A 19828-nucleotide genomic window follows, 5' to 3' on the forward strand; every position below is an offset into this window, starting at 1 on the left:
TGCGCTGGTAAGCGGCGAACACCGGCTGCAGGCCCTCGGGAAGCGGGGTCGGCCGAGCGCCCCGACGGCGCCCGGCCTGCGGAGTCGCGCCGTCGGACGGGCGCGGCGAGGTCTCGGAAGCCGGTACTGAGGAAGGGGAACCGGTCGGGGACGAAGTATCGGAAGTCATAACTGGAGGTTACTTCAGATATTTCGCGATATCGGAAGTTCTTGGAGTAGAATAAAGATATCCGGCAACGACGACATCCCCACGCTGAGGGTGACCCGCCACACCGGCTCACCCCGACAGGGGGTTGTACATGCCGATGTTCAATCGTGCTCGTCGACCCGACCGGCCCGGTGCAATTGCGGGCAAGGGGGTTTCCCGGATGGACCAGGTCCGGCCCGCAGTGATCGTGCCGGCCGCGATGATCGTGTTCGTCGTGTTCCTGGTCCTGGCCGGCCTGCCGATGGCGGTGGCCATGGCGCTGACGACCCTGGTGGCCGCCGCGATCCTGGTCACGCTGGTGACCGGAACCGCGTGGCTCACCCCGCTTCGCCGCCTCGTCCCGCATCTGCGGGAACGCCACTGAACCGTCCGGCCGGCCATCCCGATCACCATCCGCCCCGAGCCGCCACCCGGCGGCCCGGGGGAAAGGGCAACGACCCATGTGGACTCTCACTGAAACAGGAACAACGATCAGCCTCCCGCCGCCCTCGACACCACGGCTGTGCCTGCGGCCGCCGCGGGCCGCCGGCTCGCCACAGGCGCCGCTGGAGGGCGGATGGTGGCCACGCTCGGCCGACCCGGCCGCCGAACTGCCTGGGCTGGCCCTGGCCCTGCGCACCCACAACGCCAACCCGCCCGACGATCACCGGCCCGTCGCCCACATCACGCTGCGGGCCGCCGACTGGGACAGCCATCCTGCCAGCCTGCGCGTCGACAGCGCCGACGGCATCCGAACGGTGGGCCTGAGCTGGGTCGACCCCCTGCCCGCCGGGCTGCTCACCGCGATCTACGCCGACGGCCGGCACCTCGACCTGCTCACCGTCCCGGCACCCACACCCCACGCGGAGGCCCACGCAGCCATGGAACTGGCCGCCCACCCCGCCAACCATCTACACACCCCCGACCTGCTCGCCGCCCTCACCGCACCGGTCGGCCCGCGTGACCCGGCGGGGAGCGAGACGGCATCCCACAACGCCTGGGAGAGCGAGGGCGGGCGGCTAGACCGACAACCGGCGGCGCAGTGACCGGTCCGCCACCCCGGCCGGAGCGGCCGGGTCTGCACACCTGCGATCGGAGATCGCCATGACCATCATCCCGCCCGCCACCACCGCATCCACCGCGACCAACTGGTACGCCGGACACCCCGGGTTCACCAACCTCCGGCGCTCCCAGGCCGCGACCAAAGCGGACTTGCCCACCCATGGGCGCCCCGGCCACACCATCGTCGCCCTCCACGGCGAACTCGACATCGCCTCCGCCCCGGCGCTGCGCGAACACCTGCTCGGCTCACTGCACCACAGCGCCCGGCTGCTGATCGTGGACCTGGGCGAGGTGTCGTTCTGCGACGCCACCGGCCTGGCCGTACTGATCGGCATCCAACGCCGCGCCACCGGAATCGGCATCACCCTGCAACTGGCCAACCCCCGGCCGCAGGTCGCCAAACTGCTGCGCATCACAGGACTGGACCGCAGCCTTTCCGTCCACCCGGCCTCCACCCCAAGCGCCGAGCCCGCACTCCAAGCCTGACTCAACGCCTGCAGCCGCTGGCCGAACCGGCCGCATAAGCACCTGAACGCCGGGCACAGGACCGGCGATGCGACCAAACCGGGTGCGATCCAAGTGCCGCCGACCGAGCCCGGGCCCCGCCCGGGCCTGCTTGTGGACTCCGTGACCACCGTGCCCCATCACCACGCCGACGGCGCCGCACCACCGGTGCTGCGCACCGGCCGATGGCGACTGCCCAGCGGGCGGTCGGCGACCGCCCACACCCGCCGGGCGATCCACACCGCCCTGCGGCGGTGGGGACTGGGGCCGGCCGCGGACGCCCTCGCCCATCAGGTGGCGTCACTGATCCAAGAGTTGCCCACCCGCTCCGCCGCCCACTCACACGGCCCGATAGACCTGCGGCTGGAACTACGCTCAGCCGACCGCCTGCTGCTGGGCGAGATTCAAGCCGCCACCCCCGACCGGCTCGTCCCCGATGACCCGACACCCGCAGGCGGCCCAGAGCCCCGTCGCAGCATCATCGCCCTCACCTACGGGCTCCGCCCCGCCCGCAACGGCACCGCCACCTGGTACACCCACGCCTTCACCTGGTACCAGCCGGACGCCAACAGCACCGATCGCCAAACCGTCCCCCCTGCCTGATCACACGGCGGTCGGCCAGCTACCCGGAGGGCTCGTTGATCATTAACAGGTGCCTGACCCGGCATAACGCTTGGCACCGCGCGCAGCGCCTCCGGCACGCCCAGCTCCCGGCCGCGCCCTCGATCAGCTCGCTCACCGGTGACCACCACCTCTGCGGCGCTTCGCGCGCTGCGTCATCTCGATCGCGTGCACGCACGAGCGCGCCAGCTTCCCGCGGCTCAGCCCCGAGTGCCGCAGCCGCTCCAGCTGCTCGCGGATGGCCTGCTCGTGGTGCACCGCCTCGGCCGCCAACATGCGATCGAGACGGTCTCGCAACCGCCCCCGCCCCACGCGCAGCACACCGGCGGCCAACAGCGCACCGCAAGCCGCGCAGCTCACCGCGAGCACGAGCCTGCCCCTCCCGCCCCAGGACAGGCCGGAGGCGATCAGCGCGCCCAGCACCAGGCCACTGGCGGCGCCGCTGCACACAGCGATCGTCGCGGTCTGCCGCATGGTCCGCTCGTAGCGGACCAGGTCGCCCTGCAGCTCCCGCACCGGCCCGTGCGCCCGGCTCACCTCTGGGACCGATCGGTCGGTGATGCGCATGAGAGGCTCCCTCTCTTTCACGTGCCGCTGCCCAATCTCGAAAAAGCTTCTTTCCATCGCGCCGCCACTTGAGGCCATGCCTCTCCCTCGTTGCCGACCTCTGCCCGCCCGTTCGTCCCGCACCGGCTGAGCCACTCGGCCCTGACACATCTGGCGGCCGCCGGGCCACAGCGCCGCCGAACTGCGGACCGAGCCGCACCACGCCCGCCCGGGCAACGTCGACTTCTACGCCAAAGATCGGCAAGGAGGCCGCTGCCCACGTTCAACGCCAGATGTACGCGGTCATGAGCTTTCCCAATCATGATCTTGGTGTCCGTCGAGTGATGGGTGGGTGGTCGCCGAGGGCCGGGTCTGGGGTGCAGCTGCTCAGGTCCGGGGGCGAAGGTTCGGGTGTGCTGGTCATTGCTGTGTTGGGCTGCCGGCAGGCCCGTTCGGTGACCGGGGTGCGGTCGAGTCGCTCCCCCTCGGCCGGCGGTCGCGACGGCGAGAGCCGGGTCCGCTGCGCCGATCAGCGGAGCGTCCCGGCCCCGGGTGTCGGCGGCGATGACCGTGATCAGGTTTCCAGGACGGCCAGGTGGTCGGCGCTGCCTCCGTTCCACTCGACCAGCAGGAGTGTGGCGTCATCGGTGGTGATCCCGCGTCGTTCCCGCATGAGGCTGTGGGAGTACGTGCGTGCCAGCGCCTGGGTGTTCATGCCTTCGCGTGCGGCCCGGTCGATGACGTTGATGAGACGCTGCTCCCCGAACTGCTCCCCACCGGCTTGGCGCTCCTCGACGAGCCCGTCGGTGAAGAACAACAATTGATCACCTTGCTGGAGCGCCAGCTCGCTGACCTGTGGCTGGTCGCCGCCGAACCCGACCGGCAGGGTGGTGGCGGATTCCAGGCTGCGGATCACCCGGTGATCGCGGATCAGCAGCGGGGCGGGGTGACCGGCGTTGACCCATTCCAGGCGCCCCGTCCCGACGTCCAGCCGCGCCATCTGCGCCGTGACGAACTGCTCGGGTTCGAACTGCTCGACGATCGCCGAGTCCATGAACGCGTACAACTCGGCCAGCCCGACATCGGCCCGCCGCGCATGGCGGTAGGCGCCGATGGCGACGGTGGCCAGGACCGCGGCGTTCAAGCCGTGCCCCATCGCGTCGATGACGGCCACATGCAGGATGTCGTCGTTGAGGGCGTAGTCGAAGCTGTCACCGGCGACGTTGTAGGCCGGCTCCAGCATCCCCGCGACCACGACCTGCGGGGTGGTCATCCTCAACGGGGGCAGCAGCGACCACTGGATCTCGGCGGCCACGCTCATCGGCTCGCGACGTCGCGCCTTGAAGAACCGATCGGTGTAGCTGTTCTTGGTGACCAGCATGTCGGCGACCAGACCGGCCAGCCGGCGCAGCAACCGCCGGTCATCGTCATCGACGGAGTCCAGCGTCAAAGCCAGCACACCGACCTGATCACTGCCGTCCAGCAGCGGCAGGAACACCCGGACGGCGGCGGCCAGCGGCTCTTCGACGATGACCACATCCAGGAAGGCCCTGCCGGCCACAGAGCCGTCGATCAGCTCAGGCTCACCGACCATCAGATGCCTGCCCGGCAACGGAAGCAGCAGCATCTGGTCATAGTCCTGCAGCAGGATGGAGACATCCCGGCCACCGATCCTCGCGACCTCCTCCGCGATCAACGGCGCGACCAACTGCGGCGGCATCTCATGCGCCCGGTCCAGCAACACGCCCAGCAACCGCTCACCGAACCCCTCGGACCGGTCCACCACAACCTTCTCCCGCTGCCCTTCCCATCCGGCCATGTCCACTTGATGCCCCGCACCGCCCCGCTCGCAGAGGCCGACCAGCCGCAGCCACGCAAAAGATCGTTCAAGATTGCCGGGAACCCTGTTCCCCCAACCGTCCCGACGGGCGAACCGAAGAATGCCCAGGCGGCACCACCACGGGCAGGCGAGAGTCGTCGAAGCGGTGCACCTGATCTCAATGGTGCAGGCGTGGCCGTGGTTCGCGCGGAACGGACCGGCCCGCCCGCAGCTCGATCGTCACCGGCCGCCCAGCGCGGGAACGTCCCGCAGCCGACGCCGGTAATGGCCATGCGTGCGGGACGGGTCCGCCGCACAACCGGGACACCGCACCCGTGGGCACCGTCCGGGCAGTGTCACCGAGATGATGACCAAGTACGCCTAGAGTGGTTCGCTGACCCAACGCCAGACTTCACCGTCGTGATGCGCGCGGACCAGTTGCGCCCCGCTGGAGTCGGCGAGTTCGGCGACCGCCCGGACCAGCCGACGATGGAAATCACCGGGTGGCCGACCGCGCGACGAGCCTTCCAGGAAGGTCACACTGACTCTGGCCTCATCACGGAGCTGGGCGGTCAGCCGACCGGCCTCGTCAAGGCGGAGCATCACGATCGCATCAGCACGGACCAGGTCGCGGCCATCGTGGCACTCGACCCACACCTCGGTCACCGTTGCATTCATGAGCCTCACTCCTCACGGCTTGTCCGTGTCCTATCCCACTTGTCCGTGTCCTATCCCACTTTCGCCCCCGGCCGCGGAAGCGTGCGATCCGGCCGGGATCGGCGAGCGATCCTCGTCATGGGGCGGGGCCCTGCCGAGATGCTCTCGCGGCCGTCCGCCCCCGTTCTCAGGCGTCCTGTGGTTCTCAGGGGTCTGGTGATGTCACATCCGGGCCGGTCGTGGCTGCCGATCCGGTCGGTGTGACGAGTGCGGCCGGCAGCGGCCGGCAGCTTGGGGGCGGGCAGGTGGTTGGAGTCGTGGGCGGCCAACTCCAGGGCCGATCGTGCCGCCGCGTGGGAGGTGTAGGGCGGGACGGTGAGCAGGTCGACGCGGTGGCCGTCGGCGTAGAGCGCGGTGAGCAGCCCGGTGGGCAGGGTGTCGAACCAGCTCAGCCGCACCACCCGGGTGTCGGCCGGGCCGTCGACGCGCAGCCGGCGTGGCCGGCTGTCCCAATCGGCCACTCGCAGCATGACATGGGTGATGCGCCCGCGGTCATCGGCGGGCCCGTCGGTGTCATCGGCGGGCCCGTCGGCCTGCGGCCCGGCTCGCAGGGCCAGGATCAACCCGGGCAGTTCGGCGACCGGGTCGGTCGAGCGGGGCCACCAGCCGCCGTCCAGCGGCGTCCGCGGCGAGCCCGCGGGGCCCGGCGGGCGCATCCGCAGCCGGGGGGTCGAGGGCGGCGAGAGGCTGATCGTTGTTCGTCGCTCGGTGATGGTGCGCATGGGGCACAGCCCCTTCTCCCGAGCCGCCGGGTGGCGGCTCGGAACGGTTGGCGATCGGGTGGCCGGCCGGAGGGGCCGGCCGGGTGGGTCAGCGGTGTCCCCGCGGATGCGGGGCGAGGCGATGAAGCCGGGTGAGCCATTCGGTTCCGGTCACCAGCGTGACCAGGATCGCGGCGGCCACCAGGGTCGTCAGCGCCATGCCCACTGCCATCGGCAGGCCGGCCAGGACCAGGAAGACGATGAACACGGTCGTCGCGGCCAGAGCGATCACAGCGGGCCAGACCTGGTCCGTCCAGGACACCTGCCCGTCCGGGATCGCTCCGGGCCGGTCGGGTCGGCGAGCACGAGTGAAGATCGGCATGTGCATTCCCTTGCCGGGGTGAGCCGGTATGGCGGGTCACCCTCAGGGTGGGGATGTCGTCGTTGCCAGATACTTTTATTCTACTCCTAGAACTTCCGATATCGCGAAATATCCGAAGTAAATTTATGGCTTTCGCGACCTCAATTCCGGCCGTTTCCCGGTCCGCGCAATCGGCTTGCGAGGTTTTCGCGGTACCCGCCCGGTCAGGGTTCCGCAAGCCCGGTGGCGCCGGGGCACTCGGCCCACCCGGCTTACCGAGGACCTGCGGGGCGGTGTTCACCGCTCACCCACGCGGCATCGTTACCGCGGTCGATGACTTCACCGCCACCGCGGGCCGAACCCCGCCGCCGGCCGCGCACCATTGCGCGGCAAGGCGACCACCTGCACCGCCTTCTATGCCGGCACCCGCATTTCGTGAAAGTGAGGCGATCGGCTTTGGTGATGGCCTTTGCGCGAACTGACGGTTTCCGGAATCTGGCGGGTGGTCTTGGTTGGGAGGTGGGCAGCCACGGCTGGGGCGGCTGCGCCGATATCCCAGGGTCGTCCGCGCCTCCGGGCGACGGACGGCCCTGGCCACGAGCCGTTCAGTTCGGATGAGGGCCTCATGAGCACCGAGCGTGTCACCGCGTCCCGGCCGAGCGAACGCGAGCGCCGTCGCGACGACCGCCTCGGCCCGGCTACCGATGGCCAAGGCCCGACCACCGCGCCCGAACCCGCCCAGCGCGGCCCTACCAGAACCGGCGCCACCAGCGGCGGCGTGATCGGACCGGCACAGCCGACGCGGCGCCCGCCCTGCCCCCTTCCCTCATGAGCGTCATCGACGGCCCCCGCAGCCGGTGGGCCGCGAACCGGCCCACCGTGGCGGGCCGGCACGGCCGACCAGCGGCAGACCTGCGGGCGAAAGTGCGAGGACGGAAGACGCACGACCGTGGTGCCCGCCGCAACCGCAGAAGACCGTATCCCGCCCGCCCTTGTGGACCCGGGTGACACCGCACGCACCGGCGCCAGAAAGAGCCTGATGACCACCACGGACCGTGATCCGGCCAGTCGCAGCCCTACGACCAGCCCGAACCGAGCCACCCCAGAACGGCAGCGAGTCACCTCACCCAGGGCCGCCACCCGCGCCCTCCCAGCCGGCCCCTTGCCGCCCACCGGTCTTCCCGCTCCCGCACCGGCGCAGGTACAGGAGGCGCGGGCCTACCTGACCCCTCGCTACGCCACCGGGGTGGACGAAGTCCTCTGGGAGGCCAGGGAACGGCCGATGCCCGACCGCGACGCCATCGACGCGATCATCACCGCCTCCGCCCGAGCTCAACGAGGCGCGGCTGATCACCCTGACCTGGTGGAAGTCGCCGCGGCACTCGTGGTGCTGGGCGCGGTCCGCCTGAACCTGGACCAGACCGAGGCACGTCTGCTGAACACCGCGCAAGCCTCGGGAATGAGCTTCGATCAGATCGCCGCGATCTTCGGTCTCAGCGCCGAAGCAGCCCTGGAACGCTACCGGCAACTCAAACCCCGCCTGGACGAACCCTCCGCCCCACCGCCCCCGCCGCTCCCCCGCCGCACCACCGCACGAGACGAACCCGCCTGGCCGCGGAGGCCGACCGTGGACCAGCCGATCTGGGACGAGTTGGACGACGAAGACTGGGGAACCTGAGCCGTCCCCAGAGCCGCCAGCCGCCGCACGGCCATGGGCGACAGGACCGAACGCGAGAAACGGGCCCTCCCGCTGATGATCTGGCCGCGGAGATCGCCGTGCGCGGCGGGCACATTCGACTGCAGTCGCCCCGGGGTGAGGATGACCCAGCAGGCGACGGCCATCAGGCGAGTCGCCGCGAGGGCGAGGATGGGGAATCGGCCGAATCCGGCGTGCACTGCGATGAGAGCAGGCTCACTCTGGTCAGACGAGGCGCTGGTGGACGTAACACCAACGCCAGCGCGATCCGGTTTCCACGTCGGCGACGAGCGGGTGGTCGGTCTCCCGGTAGTGCGCTCGGGCGTGCTGGTTGGGTGAGTCGTCGGAACAAGCCACCCAGCCGCAGGTCAAGCAGACCCGCAAGTCCGTCCAGATGTCGCCGCGGACCTGACACTCCGGGCATCCGTTCGATCGCGGGGTGACGGGCACCAGCCCGTCGAGGTGCTCACAGTGCGGCCAGTGCGGCGCCGATCCGTTCGGGCTGATCGGGGGCATGGACAAGGACATGTTCTGGTCGGTTCTCTCACGGCCGGCGCCCATGTGCGGCCCCCTTCCCCATCACTCGAACGAACGCCCCGGCTTGATCCTTGTCTCCCAGACAACTCCGTCGAGGCGGCGGGGGAAACGGCCAAGCCGAGCCCGGCCCATCACCAGGGCCGATCACCTCGGGGGGGACCTACGACCCTTCCTGCGATCCGGGTGGGGAAGTAGGATCGCCATGCCGCCCTGCGCATCCGGGTTCGGCCACCTGCCGGGTCCCCGAATGGGGGGCCAATCCTGGTACCAGCGGGTACGGGTGTGGTGGCGGGTGCCGGCGGTGTCGTTGCCAGGGAGGGTGGCGGGTGTGGAGCTGCGCCAGCTGCGCTACTTCGTGACCCTGTCCGAGGAACTGCACTTCGGCCGGGCGGCGGCCCGCGAGCACATCGTGCAGTCGGCGTTGAGCCAGCAGGTGCAGCGGCTGGAGCGTGAGCTGGGGGTCCGGCTGCTGGAACGCAGCACCCACCATGTGGCCCTGACCACCGCCGGGGCGTTGTTCCTGGTCGAGGCGCGGCAGATCCTGGCCCAGGTGGACCGGGCCGTCCGGGTGGCCCGGAGCGCGGTCGGTGCCTCTCCGGCGCTGCGGGTCGGGATCATCGACCCCAGCTACGACTCGATGCCGCAGATCCTGCACGAGGTTCAGGCCCGCTTCCCCGATCTGGTCATCCACCAGGTCGAGGCGGGGGTGCCCGAGCAGTACCAGCAACTGGTCGACGGGCGCCTGGACGTCGGGATCGGCCGGGCCTCGCTCGCCCCCGCCGCGATCGCCTCCCACCTGTTCCGCCACGACCCTCTCGGGGTACTGATCCCGCGCGGTCACCGGTTCGCCGACCTGGACGCGGTGCCCGTCGCCGCGCTCGCCCAGGAGCCGCTGCTGCTCGCCGAAGAGGCCCAGGCGCCGGAGTTCAACCAGTTCACCGTGGAGATGTGCCGAGCCGCCGGCTTCACTCCCGCCGTGTACGCGGGAACGGTGGAGAGCATTCGCGCGGCCGCCGATCTGGTCGCCCAGGGACGCTGCCTGTACTGCGTGCCGTCCTCCTGCCTCACGGCGATCGCCGGGACCATCTGGCGTCCGCTCACCGAGCCGGCCTCCTATTACCCCTGGTCGGTTCTCTGGCGGGCCGGTGACGACTCCGACCACGTGGCGGCCATCGTCGGCTGCGCGCGAGCCATGTCCCAGAGGCTGGGCTGGCTGGCCACCAACGATCGGACGGCGGAGCGGCCGGGGCCCCTCGATGCCACCTCTGACGACTAGATGCGAGGCCCGCGACCACCGCGCCGTCCTCGGCCACGGGGAGACGTCGGTTCAGCGGCGGCCAGGGCGTGTCCAACGACGGTGGCCGCCGCGAGCCCGGCGGTCGTCATCGAGTGAAGGGTTCCGCGTCGCGGAACCCTGCGAACGCGTGGAGTCCCTCTCGCCATTGCCGATGGCGTTGCCGTCGTCGATGGCGTCCTGGCGGCTGCGTGCGGGCGGACGGCCGGATGGCCGGCTGCGTAGCCCGTTCGGGCGCGCTCTGGCGCCTGTCAGCGACCGCAGCGCGAGTCCGGCCGCACCGGCGAGCATCAAGATGACACCCACGGTGTGCAAGTTCAGGCCACGCAGGGAACCGGTCAGGGCGAAGGTGAGGACGGCCCCGACAGTGAGGAGAGCGGTACCGGCGGCGACGGGCATCGTCCACCGTCCTTTCGGGTCGAAGGGCCGACGCGGACCTGCGCCGAAGGTGTAGCCGGTGATGTCATCCGCGCCCCGTCCAGTGGGCGGAGCGCCGGCCTGAGAACCCCGCCGATATCCGGCAGGCCCATCAGCGCGGCCGACCGGCAGGATGCCGTGCGTTTCAGTACTCCAGTCGGGGGCGCAGGGGCCCACCGACCGCATGCAGATGCTGCAGCCCTTCGGCGTAGGAACGGAACAGTCCTGTCTCGCAGTAGGAAATGCCGTTCTGAGCACAGAAGGCGCTCACCAGCCCCTGGGCGCGATGCAGGTTGGGCCGGGGCATGGAGGGGAAGAGATGGTGTTCGATCTGGTAGTTCAGCCCGCCGAGCGCAAAGTCGGTCAGGCGGCCACCGTGGACGTTGCGTGAGGTCAGCACCTGCCGCCGCAAATAGTCGATCTTATGCTCCCGGGCGAAGATCGGCATGCCCTTGTGGTTGGGCGCGAACGAGCAGCCCAGATACACCCCGAACAGTCCCTGCTGAACCAGCAGGAAGCACACGGCCTGAACCGGGGACAACACCCAGAGCAGGGCGGTGAGGTATCCGCCCAGGTGGACGATCAGCAGGCCGGCCTCGGCCGGCTTCGCCGCCCGCGAGCCGGTGGTACGGGTAAGGAGGGCGCGGACTCCGGCAATGTGCAGGTGGAACCCTTCCAGCAGCAGCATGGGGAAGAACAGCCAGGCCTGGTGGCGGGCGAGCCAAGCGCCGACACCACGGCGGGATCGGGTCTGCTCGCGGGTGAAGGCGATCGCGCCGGGCGAGATGTCGGGGTCGCGGTCGACCTGGTTGGGGTGGGCGTGGTGCCGGTTGTGCTTGGACGTCCACCAGCCGTAGCTGAGCCCGACCAGCAGGTTGCCGTGCAGGCGGCCGAGCAGGTCGTTGACGCGCTTGGAACCGGAGATCTGCTGGTGACCGGCGTCGTGCCCGAGGAACGCCGTCTGGGTGAACATCACCGCCAGGTACGCCGCCACCAGCAGCTGCCACCACGACGACCCGATCGCCGCGAACGCGACCCAGCCGGCGGCCAGCAGGAGCAGGTTCCCCCCGATCTTGACCGAATAGTAGCCCGGGCGCCTGGCCAGCAGCCCGGCCCGCTTCACCTCGCGGGACAAGACCGCGTAGTCACTGCCCCGGCCGCCTCCCGGCTTCCCTCCGGCATCGTCCCCGCCTCGGGCGACACCTTGGCTCACAGCGTCGGTGGCAACGGTTCTGGTCATGGTGCTCTCCTCGGGAAGGCACGAAATCCTGCTTCAGCCAAGGCAGGGCGCCTTCTTCATTCAGGCGCTCACGGCACGGTGCCCGTACCCTGCCGCGGCGGAACCGATCAAGTTCCAGTCAAGCCTGAAGCCGACCAAGGAGAAACCAGCAACCTGAGCAGGGCCCATCAGCGGAGGTGATCGCCCTCTGCGACCGGGTATGGCCGCGATGACACGGAAAGAGGCTTCGTCATGCCAGACAACGATGAACTGATCATCCGCTTCCACCCGGTCGGAGGCGAAGACATCACCGTCGCCACCACCGACTTCGACGATCCCGAGCAAGCGCTCGAGGCCGTCACCCGCGCCCTGGACCACCAACGATGCCTGACCCTGCACCAGGCTCGCTACAAGCGCGACCCCGATACCAACGCCGTGGTCATCAACCTGGCCAACGTCGTCTCGGTCCGTGTGTGCGGCAAGGACAGCGCCACGACCGGCCAATACCTCTGACCCGACCCATCTGGCTCTCGGCTCCACCCCGTTGCGCCCACAAGTATCAAACGCCACGTCAGGCAGGCTGCGCCGGCAAGCGACACACGCGCCCGCGGGCCTCGCCAAGCTGCCCGGGCTACGGGGGGAAGCTCACGTCACGTGCGGCATAGGGATGGGTGGCGATGTGACGGCGTATCTGAGCGGTTGCGTACGCGGCAGCCCTGGCCGCGTCCTCGCAGATGGGTGAGGGCGAGGCGTTCGACGACCCGGCGGGCGCTGCGCCTCCCGCCTGACCGCCGACCGGGGCCACGCCTTCGGCACCCTCCCGGCCGGCCTCGACCTCGCGCCCCTCATCGAACGCGCCACCCCGAAGATCCCCTGACCCGACTCCGGTTCCGGAGCGGGCCGGCTGAAGAATGCGCGATTACCGTCGCGGATAGTCGTGGTCCGCACGGCCATTTGTTTTTCCGCTTCCGCGGGAGTCCATGGACAATTCCCGCCGTGCCCCGGCCGAATACGGTCAAGCCCGTTCGGTCGCCGGGGTGAAGAGGACGAGGTTCACGTAGCGGCGGCCGGGCTTCAGCGCCTTGGCGAGCAGGCCGCGGTCGAGCTGGTGGGCGGTCGCCTCCTGGGCGGCCACCAGGTCCCGGAGGACGAGCGACGCCCATCGGCCGTCCAGCAGCACGTGCCCCGTGTAGCCCCAGCCCTCGAGCAGGTCGACGACCGGCCGGACCGGCGCGTGGCGCTCTTCCAGTTCGATCAGCAGGACCGGCCTGTCCCGCCGGATCGTCCCGGCGGCCCCGTGCAGCGCGTGGAGTTCGTGCCCTTCGATGTCCAGCTTGATGAAGCGGACGTCCTCCAGCCCCAAGCTGTCGATGGTGACCTTGGGGACCTGGACGGTGTCGCCGCCGCGCCGCCCGACCGAGGCGACGCCCGCGAACTCCCCCGCGGGCGGGATGGACAGATCGATGTGCCCGCACTCGTCGGACGCGGCGGCGTGCACGATCTCGCATCGGGGGAACGCGCGCTTCAGGAGGGCCGCCAGCGCGGGCGCGGCCTCCAGCGTCACCACCCGGTCGGCCAGTCCGGAGAGGCGGCGCGTCCAGGGGCCGAACCATCCGCCGACGTCGACGGCCGTGCCGCCCGCGGGCACGAAGTCGCGGACGCGCGCCAGTTCGGGCTCGACGCGCGGGTAGATCGTCCAGATGACGGCGGCGGTCAGCCGCGGGGGAACGCGGCGCGCCACCGCGCGCGCGAACCGCCCGCTCCGTGCGGCCTCGTCCTCCGCACCGGCCGTGGGCGCCCCTTCCGGCAGCACCATCACGGCTTCTCGCAAACATCACGTGCACCGCGCACAGGCGATCGCCTCCGACACCGACCCGAAACCAACAGCCGCCGCCGACGTCGGAGACAAAGAAGGAATGGGGCCTTCGCGCTCATACGTCGCATCGAGCAATCCGGACAGTAAGCCACGGAGTCAGTGCCGGGCAACATTGGCCCGGCCACAAAAGGATCACAGCCTATTCCACCGGACATGGGTAAACCGATCGGCCGATAAACGCGTCCGCGCACACATTGTTTCAACAGGGGTACGCTGCGGCCGTGCGACGGCATCTGTGCGTGCTCGTCCGGACGTGGCGCTCCAGGACTCGGAGTTCCTCGTACGGGAGGTGCTGTTCACCGAGACCATCGGCGACGGCTTCACCGTCCTGCGCCGCCTCACGCTGGCCGGCGGGTAGGGACCGCCCCCGGAAGCCGCGGCCCGTCTCCTGCGCGAGTCGGACGCCGCCCTGCACACCGTGGCCTAACGTTCCGGCTACGGCTCGGAGTACGCGTTCGCGAAGGCGTTCAAAGCGACCCCGCCACCTGATCCGCACGCTTCGATCAGCGAAACCGGAGGCCGCCCATGCTCCTCACGTCCCGATCCCATGCCGAGTACCGCGCGATGTTCGACCTCACCGACGACGACCTGGCGGGCGTCACTCTCGACTGCGGCGGCGGCGCGTCCAGCTTCGTCGCGGGGGCCGGCGCCGGCGGCGGCCGCGCGCTGGCGCTGGACCCTGCCTACGCGGCCGGGGCCGACGCGCTGGCCCGGCGGCTGTCCCGCGACCTGGACCGGAGCCGGGCGATCGGCATCGCGGGCGGCGACCGCTACCTGTGGGACTGGTACGGCTCCCCCGGCCGCCACCGCGAGCTGCGCCGGGCGGCCGGTGCCGAGTTCCTGGTCGACCTGCGGCGGCACCCGGGGCGCTACCTCGCCGGGAGCCTGCCCCGGCTGCCGCTCGCGGACGCCGGCGTGGACCTCGTGCTGTCCTCGCACCTGCTGTTCACCTGGGCCGACCGCTTCGACTACGCGTGGCACCGCGCGGCGATCCTGGAGATGTGCAGGGTGAGCCGCGGGGAGGTCAGGCTCTTCCCGCTGGTGCACCAGGGCGACGGGGCGCCCGTGGACTTCCTCGACCGGCTGCGGGCCGACGTCGAGGCCGCCCTCGGCGTGACCAGCGCTTGCGTGCGGGTGCCGTTCGAGTTCCAGCGCGGCGCCGACCGTATGCTCACGTTCGTCCTGTGATCCGGCAAGGAGTTCGCGTATGACCTACGACGTCACCGCCGTCCGCGCGCGGTTTCCCGCGCTGGAGGCGGGGTCCGCCCATTTCGACGGGCCGGGCGGCACGCAGACGCCGCGTCCCGTCATCGACGCCATCGCCGGGGCGCTGGCGGGTCCGCTGTCCAACCGGGGGCACGGCACGGCCGGGGAGCGCAACGCGGAGACGATCGTCGCCGAGACCCGCGGCGCGATGGCGGACCTGCTCGGCGCGGACCCGTCCGGGATCGTCTTCGGCCGCAGCTCGACGCAGCTGGCCTACGACTTCTCCCGCGTCCTCGCCCGGACGTGGGCGCCGGGCGACGAGGTCGTCGTCACGCGCCTGGACCACGACTCCAACATCCGTCCCTGGATCCAGGCGGCGGACAGGGCCGGTGCCACCGTGCGCTGGGCCGACTTCGACCCGTCGACGGGCGTGCTGTCCACGGACGCGGTCCGCGCGGTGCTCTCCGAGCGCACGCGCCTGGTGGCGGTCACGGCCGCGTCCAACCTGATCGGGACGCGTCCCGCGGTGGCTGAGATCGCCCGCGCGGTGCACGAGGCCGGGGCCCTGCTCTATGTCGACGGGGTCCACCACACCGCGCACGCCTCCGTCGACATCGAGGCGCTGGGGGCGGACTTCTTCGCCTGCTCCCCGTACAAGTTCCTCGGGCCCCACATGGGCGTGCTGGCGAGCCGTCCCGCGCTGTTGGAGACCCTGCGGCCGGACAAGCTGCTGCCGTCGACCGACGCCGTCCCCGAGCGGTTCGAGCTCGGCACCCTGCCCTACGAGCTGCTGGCGGGGACACGCGCCGCGGTCGACTTCCTGGCCGGGCTGGGCCCGCGGCGGCAGGGGTCGCGCCGGGAACGGCTTCTCTCGGCATTCACGGCCCTGGAAGGGCACGAGGACGTGCTGCGGCTCCGGATCGAGAAGGGGCTGGCGGACTTCCCGGACATCACCGTGCATTCGCGGGCGCCCGAGCGCACCCCGACCCTGCTGCTGACCATCGAGGGCCGCAGCACCACCGACGCCTATCGTTTCCTCGCCGAACGCGGGGTGGACGCGCCGTCGGGGTCCTTCTACGCGCTGGAGGCGTCCCGGCGCCTCGGCCTGGGTGATGAGGGAGGGCTGCGTGTGGGCCTGGCCCCCTACAACAACGCCGAGGACGTGGACCGCCTGCTGCAAGGGTTGTCAGACTTCCTCCGGCGGCCGCGCCCTTAAACTGGCGCCATGAGCGGAAACGCGCAGCTACTGGACGAATGCCGCCGCGCGCTGGAGGCACTCACCGCGCAGGCGGACACGGACTCCCTGCGGGCCGAGGCCCGGAGGCTCACCGAGATCCTGGCCGATCCCGCGCATTGAAGCGACGCCGAGGTCGCCGGCAGGCGGCTGCGGACCATTGAAACCTTCCTGCACGGTCTCGACGAGGCCGATTCCGAGCTGGACACGCTGGGCGGGCTGCTGGGACTGGCCGCTGACGACGACGCCCTGGCGGCGGAATGCCTGGCCGGGCTGCGCGAGCTGGCCGCCGTCCTCGACGACCTGCGCGGCCGTACGCCGGGCCCTGAGCTGGACGACCGCGAGGCCATCGTGCTCTTCAAGGTGGAACAGCACCCCGACACGTGGGGGCTGGACGAGCAACTGTGGCGCTGGTTCGTCAAGCGGGCCGAGCGGGACGGGCGGCCGGTGCAGGTCTACCACCAGTCCTGGCGCATGTTCTCGATGTCCTCGGGAGCGATGCGGATCGGCGGTGCGGGCGCCTACGGCGGCCTGGCCGGTGAGCGCGGACTGCACCGCCTGGAGTGGGACCACTTCCGGCGCGTCACGCCGATGGTGGAGGTGCACGTCGATGTGCTGCCGGTGGCCGCGTCCTATGACGGCATCCGCATCCAGGAGGAGGACGTGCAGGAGTGGGCGAAGGCGCTCGGGGACCACGGCGGCCCGCCCTTGAGCCCGGTCCGTACGGTGGGGCTCCGGCACGTGCCCACCGGAATCCTGGCCACCTGCACGGGGCAGGAGACGACACAGCGCAACCGCATGGGGGCATGGACCCTGCTGCGCTCGCAGCTGCTGCATCTCCAGCGCACGGCGGCGGACGGGCAGGACGCGCCGCCGCCGGTCAAGCACCATGATCGGCCTCTCGGGGTCTGGTGACGGCTCAGCGGCCGGTGATCCGGCGTACCAGGCCCTCGGTGTGATCCCTGGTGAACAGGTCGGCCGGACCGCTGATCTCGACCTTCCCGCCGGTGATGGGCGAGGCGACCTGCGGAGCGGACAGCACCTGCCCCTCGACGACGATGGCGATCCGGTCGGCGGGCGCCTGCGCCTGGGAGGCCGTCGTGGTCAGCTGGGCGAACGACCGGGCGTCCTGCGCGGTCAGGGAGATGGCCACCGTGAACCCGGTGCTGCCGCGCGCGGGGTCGGGCGGCTGGACGCGGATGTCGTCGACCCGGCCGATCGTCATGCCGCTCCCGACCTGCAGGCATTCGTTCTCGGACGCGATCGGCAGCCACTCCGCCGCGCAGGGGCCGGGCTGCGCCGCCCGGACGGCGAGGAACTGCACCGGCCGGCGCAGCACCGCGGGCCCGCTCGGAAGCTCGTCGTCCTCGTCGCCGGAGAGCACCAGGGCGGCCGTCAGCGATACCGCCGCGACGACGATCGCCAGCGCGACCACCAGGACGGGGATGAGCCAGATCTTGCGGGACGGCCCGGGAGGCGGCGGGGAGAACCCGGGCGGCGGAGTGTCAGAGGGGGGCGGCGGATAGGCCCCGGGGGGCGGGGGATCGCTCATCACAGGCCCAGTATGGGCACTGCCGCCGATTCCGGTCAGGCGGGGTCGATGCGGTGGTAGGTCTCGCCGTAGAGCGGCGCCGCCTGGGTGATGAAGTTGCCGGGGAAGCCGAGCTCGAAGTCGCCGGCGGCGTCGAGCCGTGCCACCGCCTCGCCGGGGAGGACGAGGTCGAGGGCGCCGAGGACGTCCTCCATCTGGGCGGCCTTGCTCACCCCCACCAGCGGGTGGACGGCCCGCGAGCGCGCCCGCGTCCACGCCAGCGCGACCTGCGCCGGGGTCGCGCCCACCTCGGCCGCGATGGCTGAGACCTCCTCCGCGGCGCGGCGGGCGGGCCCCTCCAGGGTGGCGGGGTCGTGGCGGCCGGCGAGCGTGCCCTTGGCGAGGGGGCTCCAGGCCGCGACCGTGAGACCGAGGTTCTCGGCCATCGGCAGCAGCTCGCGCTCGACGTCGCGTTGCAGGACGTTGTAGGGCACCTGGATGGCCGCGGGCCGCTCGTGGCCGTGCCACTCGGCCAGGGTGACGGCGCGGGCGACGGTCCACGCCGGGGTGTCGGAGAAGCCGACGTGCAGCACCTTGCCCGCGCGGACCGCGTCGTCGAGGGCGCGGACGGTCTCCTCGACCGGCGTGTACGGGTCCCAGATGTGCGCCCAGTACAGGTCCACGTAGTCGGTGCGGAGCCTGCGCAGGCTCTCCTCCAGCGACCGGACCAGGTTCTTGCGGTGGTTGCCCGCCGCGTTGGGGTCGGTGGTGTCGCGGGTCCAGGTGTACTTGGTGCCGAGGACGAACCGGTCGCGCCGCCCCTGCAGGAGCTCGCCGAGGTCCCGCTCGCTGTGCCCGCCGCCGTAGTTGTTCGCCGTGTCGAGGACGTTGCCGCCCGCGTCGGCGTAGACGTCCAGGATGCGGCGGGCCTCCTTCAGCGAGGCCCCGCCCGCCGCCTCTCCGAACGCGAGCGCGCCGAGGAACACCTCGGACACCCGCAGTCCGGTCCGTCCGAGCAGTCGGTAACGCATCGTCCTCCTCATGGTCCGGGCGGATCTTAGCGACTCGCAGGACCCTGGAACCGATTGCATACAATCTGGCGAATTTTCCTGGTCAAAGGCTAGCTTTTCCGCCAGATTGCGTGCAATCTAGGCGGACAGATGATCCAGGACGCTTTCTGCGAACGGGGTTGGCATGCGACGGCTCACGCGCCGAACAGTGCTCTCCGGGCTCGGAGCGGCGACCGCGGGCCTCGCCGTCATGGGCGGGGCCGGAACCGCGGCCGCGGCGGCCGGACCGGGGCGGAAGGGACGGAAAATGAAGATCACCAAGCTGGCGGACGGGCTGCTGTTCCCCGAGGGCCCGGTGGCGCTGCCGGACGGCGACGTGCTGGTGGTGGAGATCCACCGCGGCACGCTGACCCGGGTCCGGCCGGACGGCGCCACGTCCGTGGCCGCCGAGGTCGGCGGCGGCCCCAACGGCGCCGCGCTGGGCCCGGACGGGCGGGTCTACATCGCCAACAGCGGCGGCCTGCGGCGCTTCGAGGTGGGCGGGTTCGTCTTCGCCGGCGGCATCCCCGACGACTACACCACCGGCAGCATCCAGGCCGTGGACCTGGCGGACGGCTCGGTCGAGACCCTCTACACCGAGGCCGGCGGGGCGCCGCTGCGCGGCCCCAACGACCTGGTGTTCGACGCCCACGGCGGCCTCTACTTCACCGACTACGGCAAGAGCGACGGCGTGACCGGCGACAAGGGGCGGCTGTTCTACGCCAAGGCGGACGGCTCCTCGATCACGATGCTGGCCGGCGGGATGGAGGGGCCCAACGGCATCGGCCTCTCCCCCGACGGCGGGCGGCTGTACGTCAGCGAGACCTACACCGCGCGGGTCTGGTGGTGGGAGGTCACGGCGCCCGGCCGGATCAGGGGCGGCCGGTCGCTCGGCGGCTCGGGCGGCGGCAACTTCCTCTACACCGCCCCCGACTACACCAACTTCGACTCGCTGGGCGTGGACGGCCACGGCAACGTGTGCGTGGCGTCGATGGTGCATGCGGGGATCTCCGTGGTGAGCCCGTCCGGGAAGCTGGTGGAGTTCGTGGACATCGACGTGGACGACGACCCGGGGATCACCAACATCTGCTGGGGCGGGAAGGACCTGCGCACCGCGTACGTCACCGCGTCCAGCACCGGGCAGCTGTTGAAGGTCGACTGGCCGCGCCCCGGCCTCCGGCTCAACCACGCGGGCTGACCGGGCCGCGCCGGCCCGCGGGGATGCCCCGGGCCGGCGCGGTTCCGGACGCG

Annotated in this window: 23 protein-coding genes; 11 read left to right on the forward strand and 12 right to left on the reverse strand. The window is 71.1% G+C overall.

Going from position 1 to position 19828, the window contains the following annotated elements:
* The first annotated feature begins 368 nt into the window (after positions 1–368).
* The 4 genes from ACZ466_RS05050 to ACZ466_RS05065 all read left to right on the forward strand — a co-directional run bounded on the left by ACZ466_RS05050 (position 369) and on the right by ACZ466_RS05065 (position 2356).
* Entirely contained in the window at positions 369–572 is a 204-nt protein-coding gene (locus ACZ466_RS05050) for a hypothetical protein (RefSeq protein WP_378288294.1), read from the forward strand.
* A 76-nt stretch (positions 573–648) separates the two neighbouring features.
* Positions 649–1233: a DUF5994 family protein gene (locus ACZ466_RS05055; protein WP_378288293.1), complete on the forward strand. Its 585-nt coding sequence runs from the start codon at positions 649–651 to the stop codon at positions 1231–1233.
* A gap of 58 nt (positions 1234–1291) precedes the next feature.
* On the forward strand, positions 1292–1735 hold the full coding sequence (locus ACZ466_RS05060; RefSeq protein WP_378288292.1) for an STAS domain-containing protein: 444 nt from the start codon (positions 1292–1294) through the stop codon (positions 1733–1735).
* A gap of 141 nt (positions 1736–1876) precedes the next feature.
* A complete protein-coding gene (locus ACZ466_RS05065; protein WP_378288291.1) occupies positions 1877–2356 on the forward strand; it encodes a hypothetical protein in 480 nt (159 codons plus the stop codon).
* A 132-nt stretch (positions 2357–2488) separates the two neighbouring features.
* Here ACZ466_RS05065 and ACZ466_RS05070 read toward each other — a convergent pair whose 3' ends face one another.
* From ACZ466_RS05070 to ACZ466_RS05095, 6 genes are all read right to left on the reverse strand, one after another.
* A complete protein-coding gene (locus ACZ466_RS05070; RefSeq protein WP_378288290.1) occupies positions 2489–2941 on the reverse strand; it encodes a hypothetical protein in 453 nt (150 codons plus the stop codon).
* Positions 2942–3494: 553 nt separating this feature from the next.
* Positions 3495–4664 carry a PP2C family protein-serine/threonine phosphatase gene (locus ACZ466_RS05075; RefSeq protein ID WP_464044004.1) on the reverse strand — a complete coding sequence of 390 codons (1170 nt, stop codon included), beginning with the start codon at positions 4662–4664 and terminating at the stop codon, positions 3495–3497.
* Positions 4665–4979: 315 nt separating this feature from the next.
* Positions 4980–5099 (reverse strand): transposase family protein, encoded by a 120-nt coding sequence (locus tag ACZ466_RS05080; RefSeq protein WP_464042913.1) that lies wholly within the window; start codon positions 5097–5099, stop codon positions 4980–4982.
* Positions 5100–5120: 21 nt separating this feature from the next.
* Positions 5121–5417, reverse strand: coding sequence for a hypothetical protein (locus ACZ466_RS05085; RefSeq protein WP_378288288.1), 297 nt, complete (start codon positions 5415–5417; stop codon positions 5121–5123).
* Positions 5418–5467: 50 nt separating this feature from the next.
* On the reverse strand, positions 5468–6178 hold the full coding sequence (locus tag ACZ466_RS05090) for a DUF5994 family protein (RefSeq protein WP_378288287.1): 711 nt from the start codon (positions 6176–6178) through the stop codon (positions 5468–5470).
* An 88-nt stretch (positions 6179–6266) separates the two neighbouring features.
* Entirely contained in the window at positions 6267–6539 is a 273-nt protein-coding gene (locus tag ACZ466_RS05095; protein WP_378288286.1) for a hypothetical protein, read from the reverse strand.
* A 1261-nt stretch (positions 6540–7800) separates the two neighbouring features.
* On the opposite strand from ACZ466_RS05095, the gene ACZ466_RS05100 reads away from it, so the two are divergent.
* The gene (locus tag ACZ466_RS05100) at positions 7801–8196 is read left to right on the forward strand and encodes a hypothetical protein (RefSeq protein WP_378288285.1); all 396 of its coding nucleotides are present in this window, start codon (positions 7801–7803) and stop codon (positions 8194–8196) included.
* Positions 8197–8439: 243 nt separating this feature from the next.
* On the opposite strand, the gene ACZ466_RS05105 is transcribed toward ACZ466_RS05100, so the two are convergent.
* Positions 8440–8775 carry a UBP-type zinc finger domain-containing protein gene (locus ACZ466_RS05105; protein ID WP_464042916.1) on the reverse strand — a complete coding sequence of 112 codons (336 nt, stop codon included), beginning with the start codon at positions 8773–8775 and terminating at the stop codon, positions 8440–8442.
* A gap of 304 nt (positions 8776–9079) precedes the next feature.
* Here ACZ466_RS05105 and ACZ466_RS05110 point away from each other — a divergent pair, with 304 nt between their 5' ends.
* Positions 9080–10027, forward strand: coding sequence for a LysR family transcriptional regulator (locus ACZ466_RS05110; protein WP_378288284.1), 948 nt, complete (start codon positions 9080–9082; stop codon positions 10025–10027).
* 580 nt (positions 10028–10607) lie between these two features.
* Here ACZ466_RS05110 and ACZ466_RS05115 read toward each other — a convergent pair.
* Positions 10608–11702 (reverse strand): fatty acid desaturase family protein, encoded by a 1095-nt coding sequence (locus ACZ466_RS05115; protein WP_378288283.1) that lies wholly within the window; start codon positions 11700–11702, stop codon positions 10608–10610.
* A 231-nt stretch (positions 11703–11933) separates the two neighbouring features.
* Between ACZ466_RS05115 and ACZ466_RS05120 the strand changes: the two genes are divergently transcribed.
* On the forward strand, positions 11934–12194 hold the full coding sequence (locus tag ACZ466_RS05120; RefSeq protein WP_378288282.1) for a hypothetical protein: 261 nt from the start codon (positions 11934–11936) through the stop codon (positions 12192–12194).
* Positions 12195–12696: 502 nt separating this feature from the next.
* On the opposite strand, the gene ACZ466_RS05125 is transcribed toward ACZ466_RS05120, so the two are convergent.
* The gene (locus ACZ466_RS05125; RefSeq protein WP_378288281.1) at positions 12697–13497 is read right to left on the reverse strand and encodes an FkbM family methyltransferase; all 801 of its coding nucleotides are present in this window, start codon (positions 13495–13497) and stop codon (positions 12697–12699) included.
* A 585-nt stretch (positions 13498–14082) separates the two neighbouring features.
* Here ACZ466_RS05125 and ACZ466_RS05130 point away from each other — a divergent pair.
* Both ACZ466_RS05130 and ACZ466_RS05135 read left to right on the forward strand, forming a co-directional pair.
* Entirely contained in the window at positions 14083–14745 is a 663-nt protein-coding gene (locus ACZ466_RS05130) for a malonyl-ACP O-methyltransferase BioC (protein WP_378288280.1), read from the forward strand.
* A 19-nt stretch (positions 14746–14764) separates the two neighbouring features.
* Positions 14765–15979 (forward strand): cysteine desulfurase-like protein, encoded by a 1215-nt coding sequence (locus ACZ466_RS05135; protein ID WP_378288279.1) that lies wholly within the window; start codon positions 14765–14767, stop codon positions 15977–15979.
* Positions 15980–16006: 27 nt separating this feature from the next.
* Here the strand turns inward: ACZ466_RS05135 and ACZ466_RS05140 are convergent, their stop codons facing one another.
* Positions 16007–16372: a hypothetical protein gene (locus ACZ466_RS05140; RefSeq protein WP_378288278.1), complete on the reverse strand. Its 366-nt coding sequence runs from the start codon at positions 16370–16372 to the stop codon at positions 16007–16009.
* Here ACZ466_RS05140 and ACZ466_RS05145 point away from each other — a divergent pair.
* Complete coding sequence (locus ACZ466_RS05145) at positions 16361–16912, forward strand: PCRF domain-containing protein (RefSeq protein WP_378288277.1); 552 nt, start codon at positions 16361–16363, stop codon at positions 16910–16912. The two genes, ACZ466_RS05140 and ACZ466_RS05145, sit on opposite strands and share 12 nt — an antisense overlap.
* Before the next feature lie 4 nt (positions 16913–16916).
* Here ACZ466_RS05145 and ACZ466_RS05150 read toward each other — a convergent pair whose 3' ends face one another.
* Positions 16917–17549 carry a SecDF P1 head subdomain-containing protein gene (locus ACZ466_RS05150; RefSeq protein WP_378288276.1) on the reverse strand — a complete coding sequence of 211 codons (633 nt, stop codon included), beginning with the start codon at positions 17547–17549 and terminating at the stop codon, positions 16917–16919.
* 35 nt (positions 17550–17584) lie between these two features.
* The gene (locus ACZ466_RS05155) at positions 17585–18559 is read right to left on the reverse strand and encodes an aldo/keto reductase (protein ID WP_378288275.1); all 975 of its coding nucleotides are present in this window, start codon (positions 18557–18559) and stop codon (positions 17585–17587) included.
* Positions 18560–18845: 286 nt separating this feature from the next.
* Between ACZ466_RS05155 and ACZ466_RS05160 the strand changes: the two genes are divergently transcribed.
* The gene (locus ACZ466_RS05160; RefSeq protein ID WP_378288274.1) at positions 18846–19775 is read left to right on the forward strand and encodes an SMP-30/gluconolactonase/LRE family protein; all 930 of its coding nucleotides are present in this window, start codon (positions 18846–18848) and stop codon (positions 19773–19775) included.
* Positions 19776–19828: the final 53 nt, after the last annotated feature.

The organism is Actinomadura rugatobispora, from assembly GCF_055379765.1.

Excerpts from the sequence above, each read along its gene's own strand:
- ACZ466_RS05160 (WP_378288274.1), top strand. The coding sequence starts at position 18,846 with ATGAAGATCACCAAGCTGGCGGACGGGCTGCTGTTCCCCGAGGGCCCG.
- ACZ466_RS05060 (WP_378288292.1), top strand. The coding sequence starts at position 1,292 with ATGACCATCATCCCGCCCGCCACCACCGCATCCACCGCGACCAACTGG.
- ACZ466_RS05090 (WP_378288287.1), bottom strand. The coding sequence starts at position 6,178 with ATGCGCACCATCACCGAGCGACGAACAACGATCAGCCTCTCGCCGCCC.
- ACZ466_RS05105 (WP_464042916.1), bottom strand. The coding sequence starts at position 8,775 with ATGGGCGCCGGCCGTGAGAGAACCGACCAGAACATGTCCTTGTCCATG.
- ACZ466_RS05085 (WP_378288288.1), bottom strand. The coding sequence starts at position 5,417 with ATGAATGCAACGGTGACCGAGGTGTGGGTCGAGTGCCACGATGGCCGC.
- ACZ466_RS05055 (WP_378288293.1), top strand. The coding sequence starts at position 649 with ATGTGGACTCTCACTGAAACAGGAACAACGATCAGCCTCCCGCCGCCC.
- ACZ466_RS05150 (WP_378288276.1), bottom strand. The coding sequence starts at position 17,549 with ATGAGCGATCCCCCGCCCCCCGGGGCCTATCCGCCGCCCCCCTCTGAC.
- ACZ466_RS05050 (WP_378288294.1), top strand. The coding sequence starts at position 369 with ATGGACCAGGTCCGGCCCGCAGTGATCGTGCCGGCCGCGATGATCGTG.
- ACZ466_RS05100 (WP_378288285.1), top strand. The coding sequence starts at position 7,801 with ATGCCCGACCGCGACGCCATCGACGCGATCATCACCGCCTCCGCCCGA.
- ACZ466_RS05125 (WP_378288281.1), bottom strand. The coding sequence starts at position 13,497 with ATGGTGCTGCCGGAAGGGGCGCCCACGGCCGGTGCGGAGGACGAGGCC.
- ACZ466_RS05130 (WP_378288280.1), top strand. The coding sequence starts at position 14,083 with ATGCTCCTCACGTCCCGATCCCATGCCGAGTACCGCGCGATGTTCGAC.
- ACZ466_RS05070 (WP_378288290.1), bottom strand. The coding sequence starts at position 2,941 with ATGCGCATCACCGACCGATCGGTCCCAGAGGTGAGCCGGGCGCACGGG.
- ACZ466_RS05155 (WP_378288275.1), bottom strand. The coding sequence starts at position 18,559 with ATGCGTTACCGACTGCTCGGACGGACCGGACTGCGGGTGTCCGAGGTG.
- ACZ466_RS05120 (WP_378288282.1), top strand. The coding sequence starts at position 11,934 with ATGCCAGACAACGATGAACTGATCATCCGCTTCCACCCGGTCGGAGGC.
- ACZ466_RS05135 (WP_378288279.1), top strand. The coding sequence starts at position 14,765 with ATGACCTACGACGTCACCGCCGTCCGCGCGCGGTTTCCCGCGCTGGAG.
- ACZ466_RS05115 (WP_378288283.1), bottom strand. The coding sequence starts at position 11,702 with ATGACCAGAACCGTTGCCACCGACGCTGTGAGCCAAGGTGTCGCCCGA.
- ACZ466_RS05095 (WP_378288286.1), bottom strand. The coding sequence starts at position 6,539 with ATGCCGATCTTCACTCGTGCTCGCCGACCCGACCGGCCCGGAGCGATC.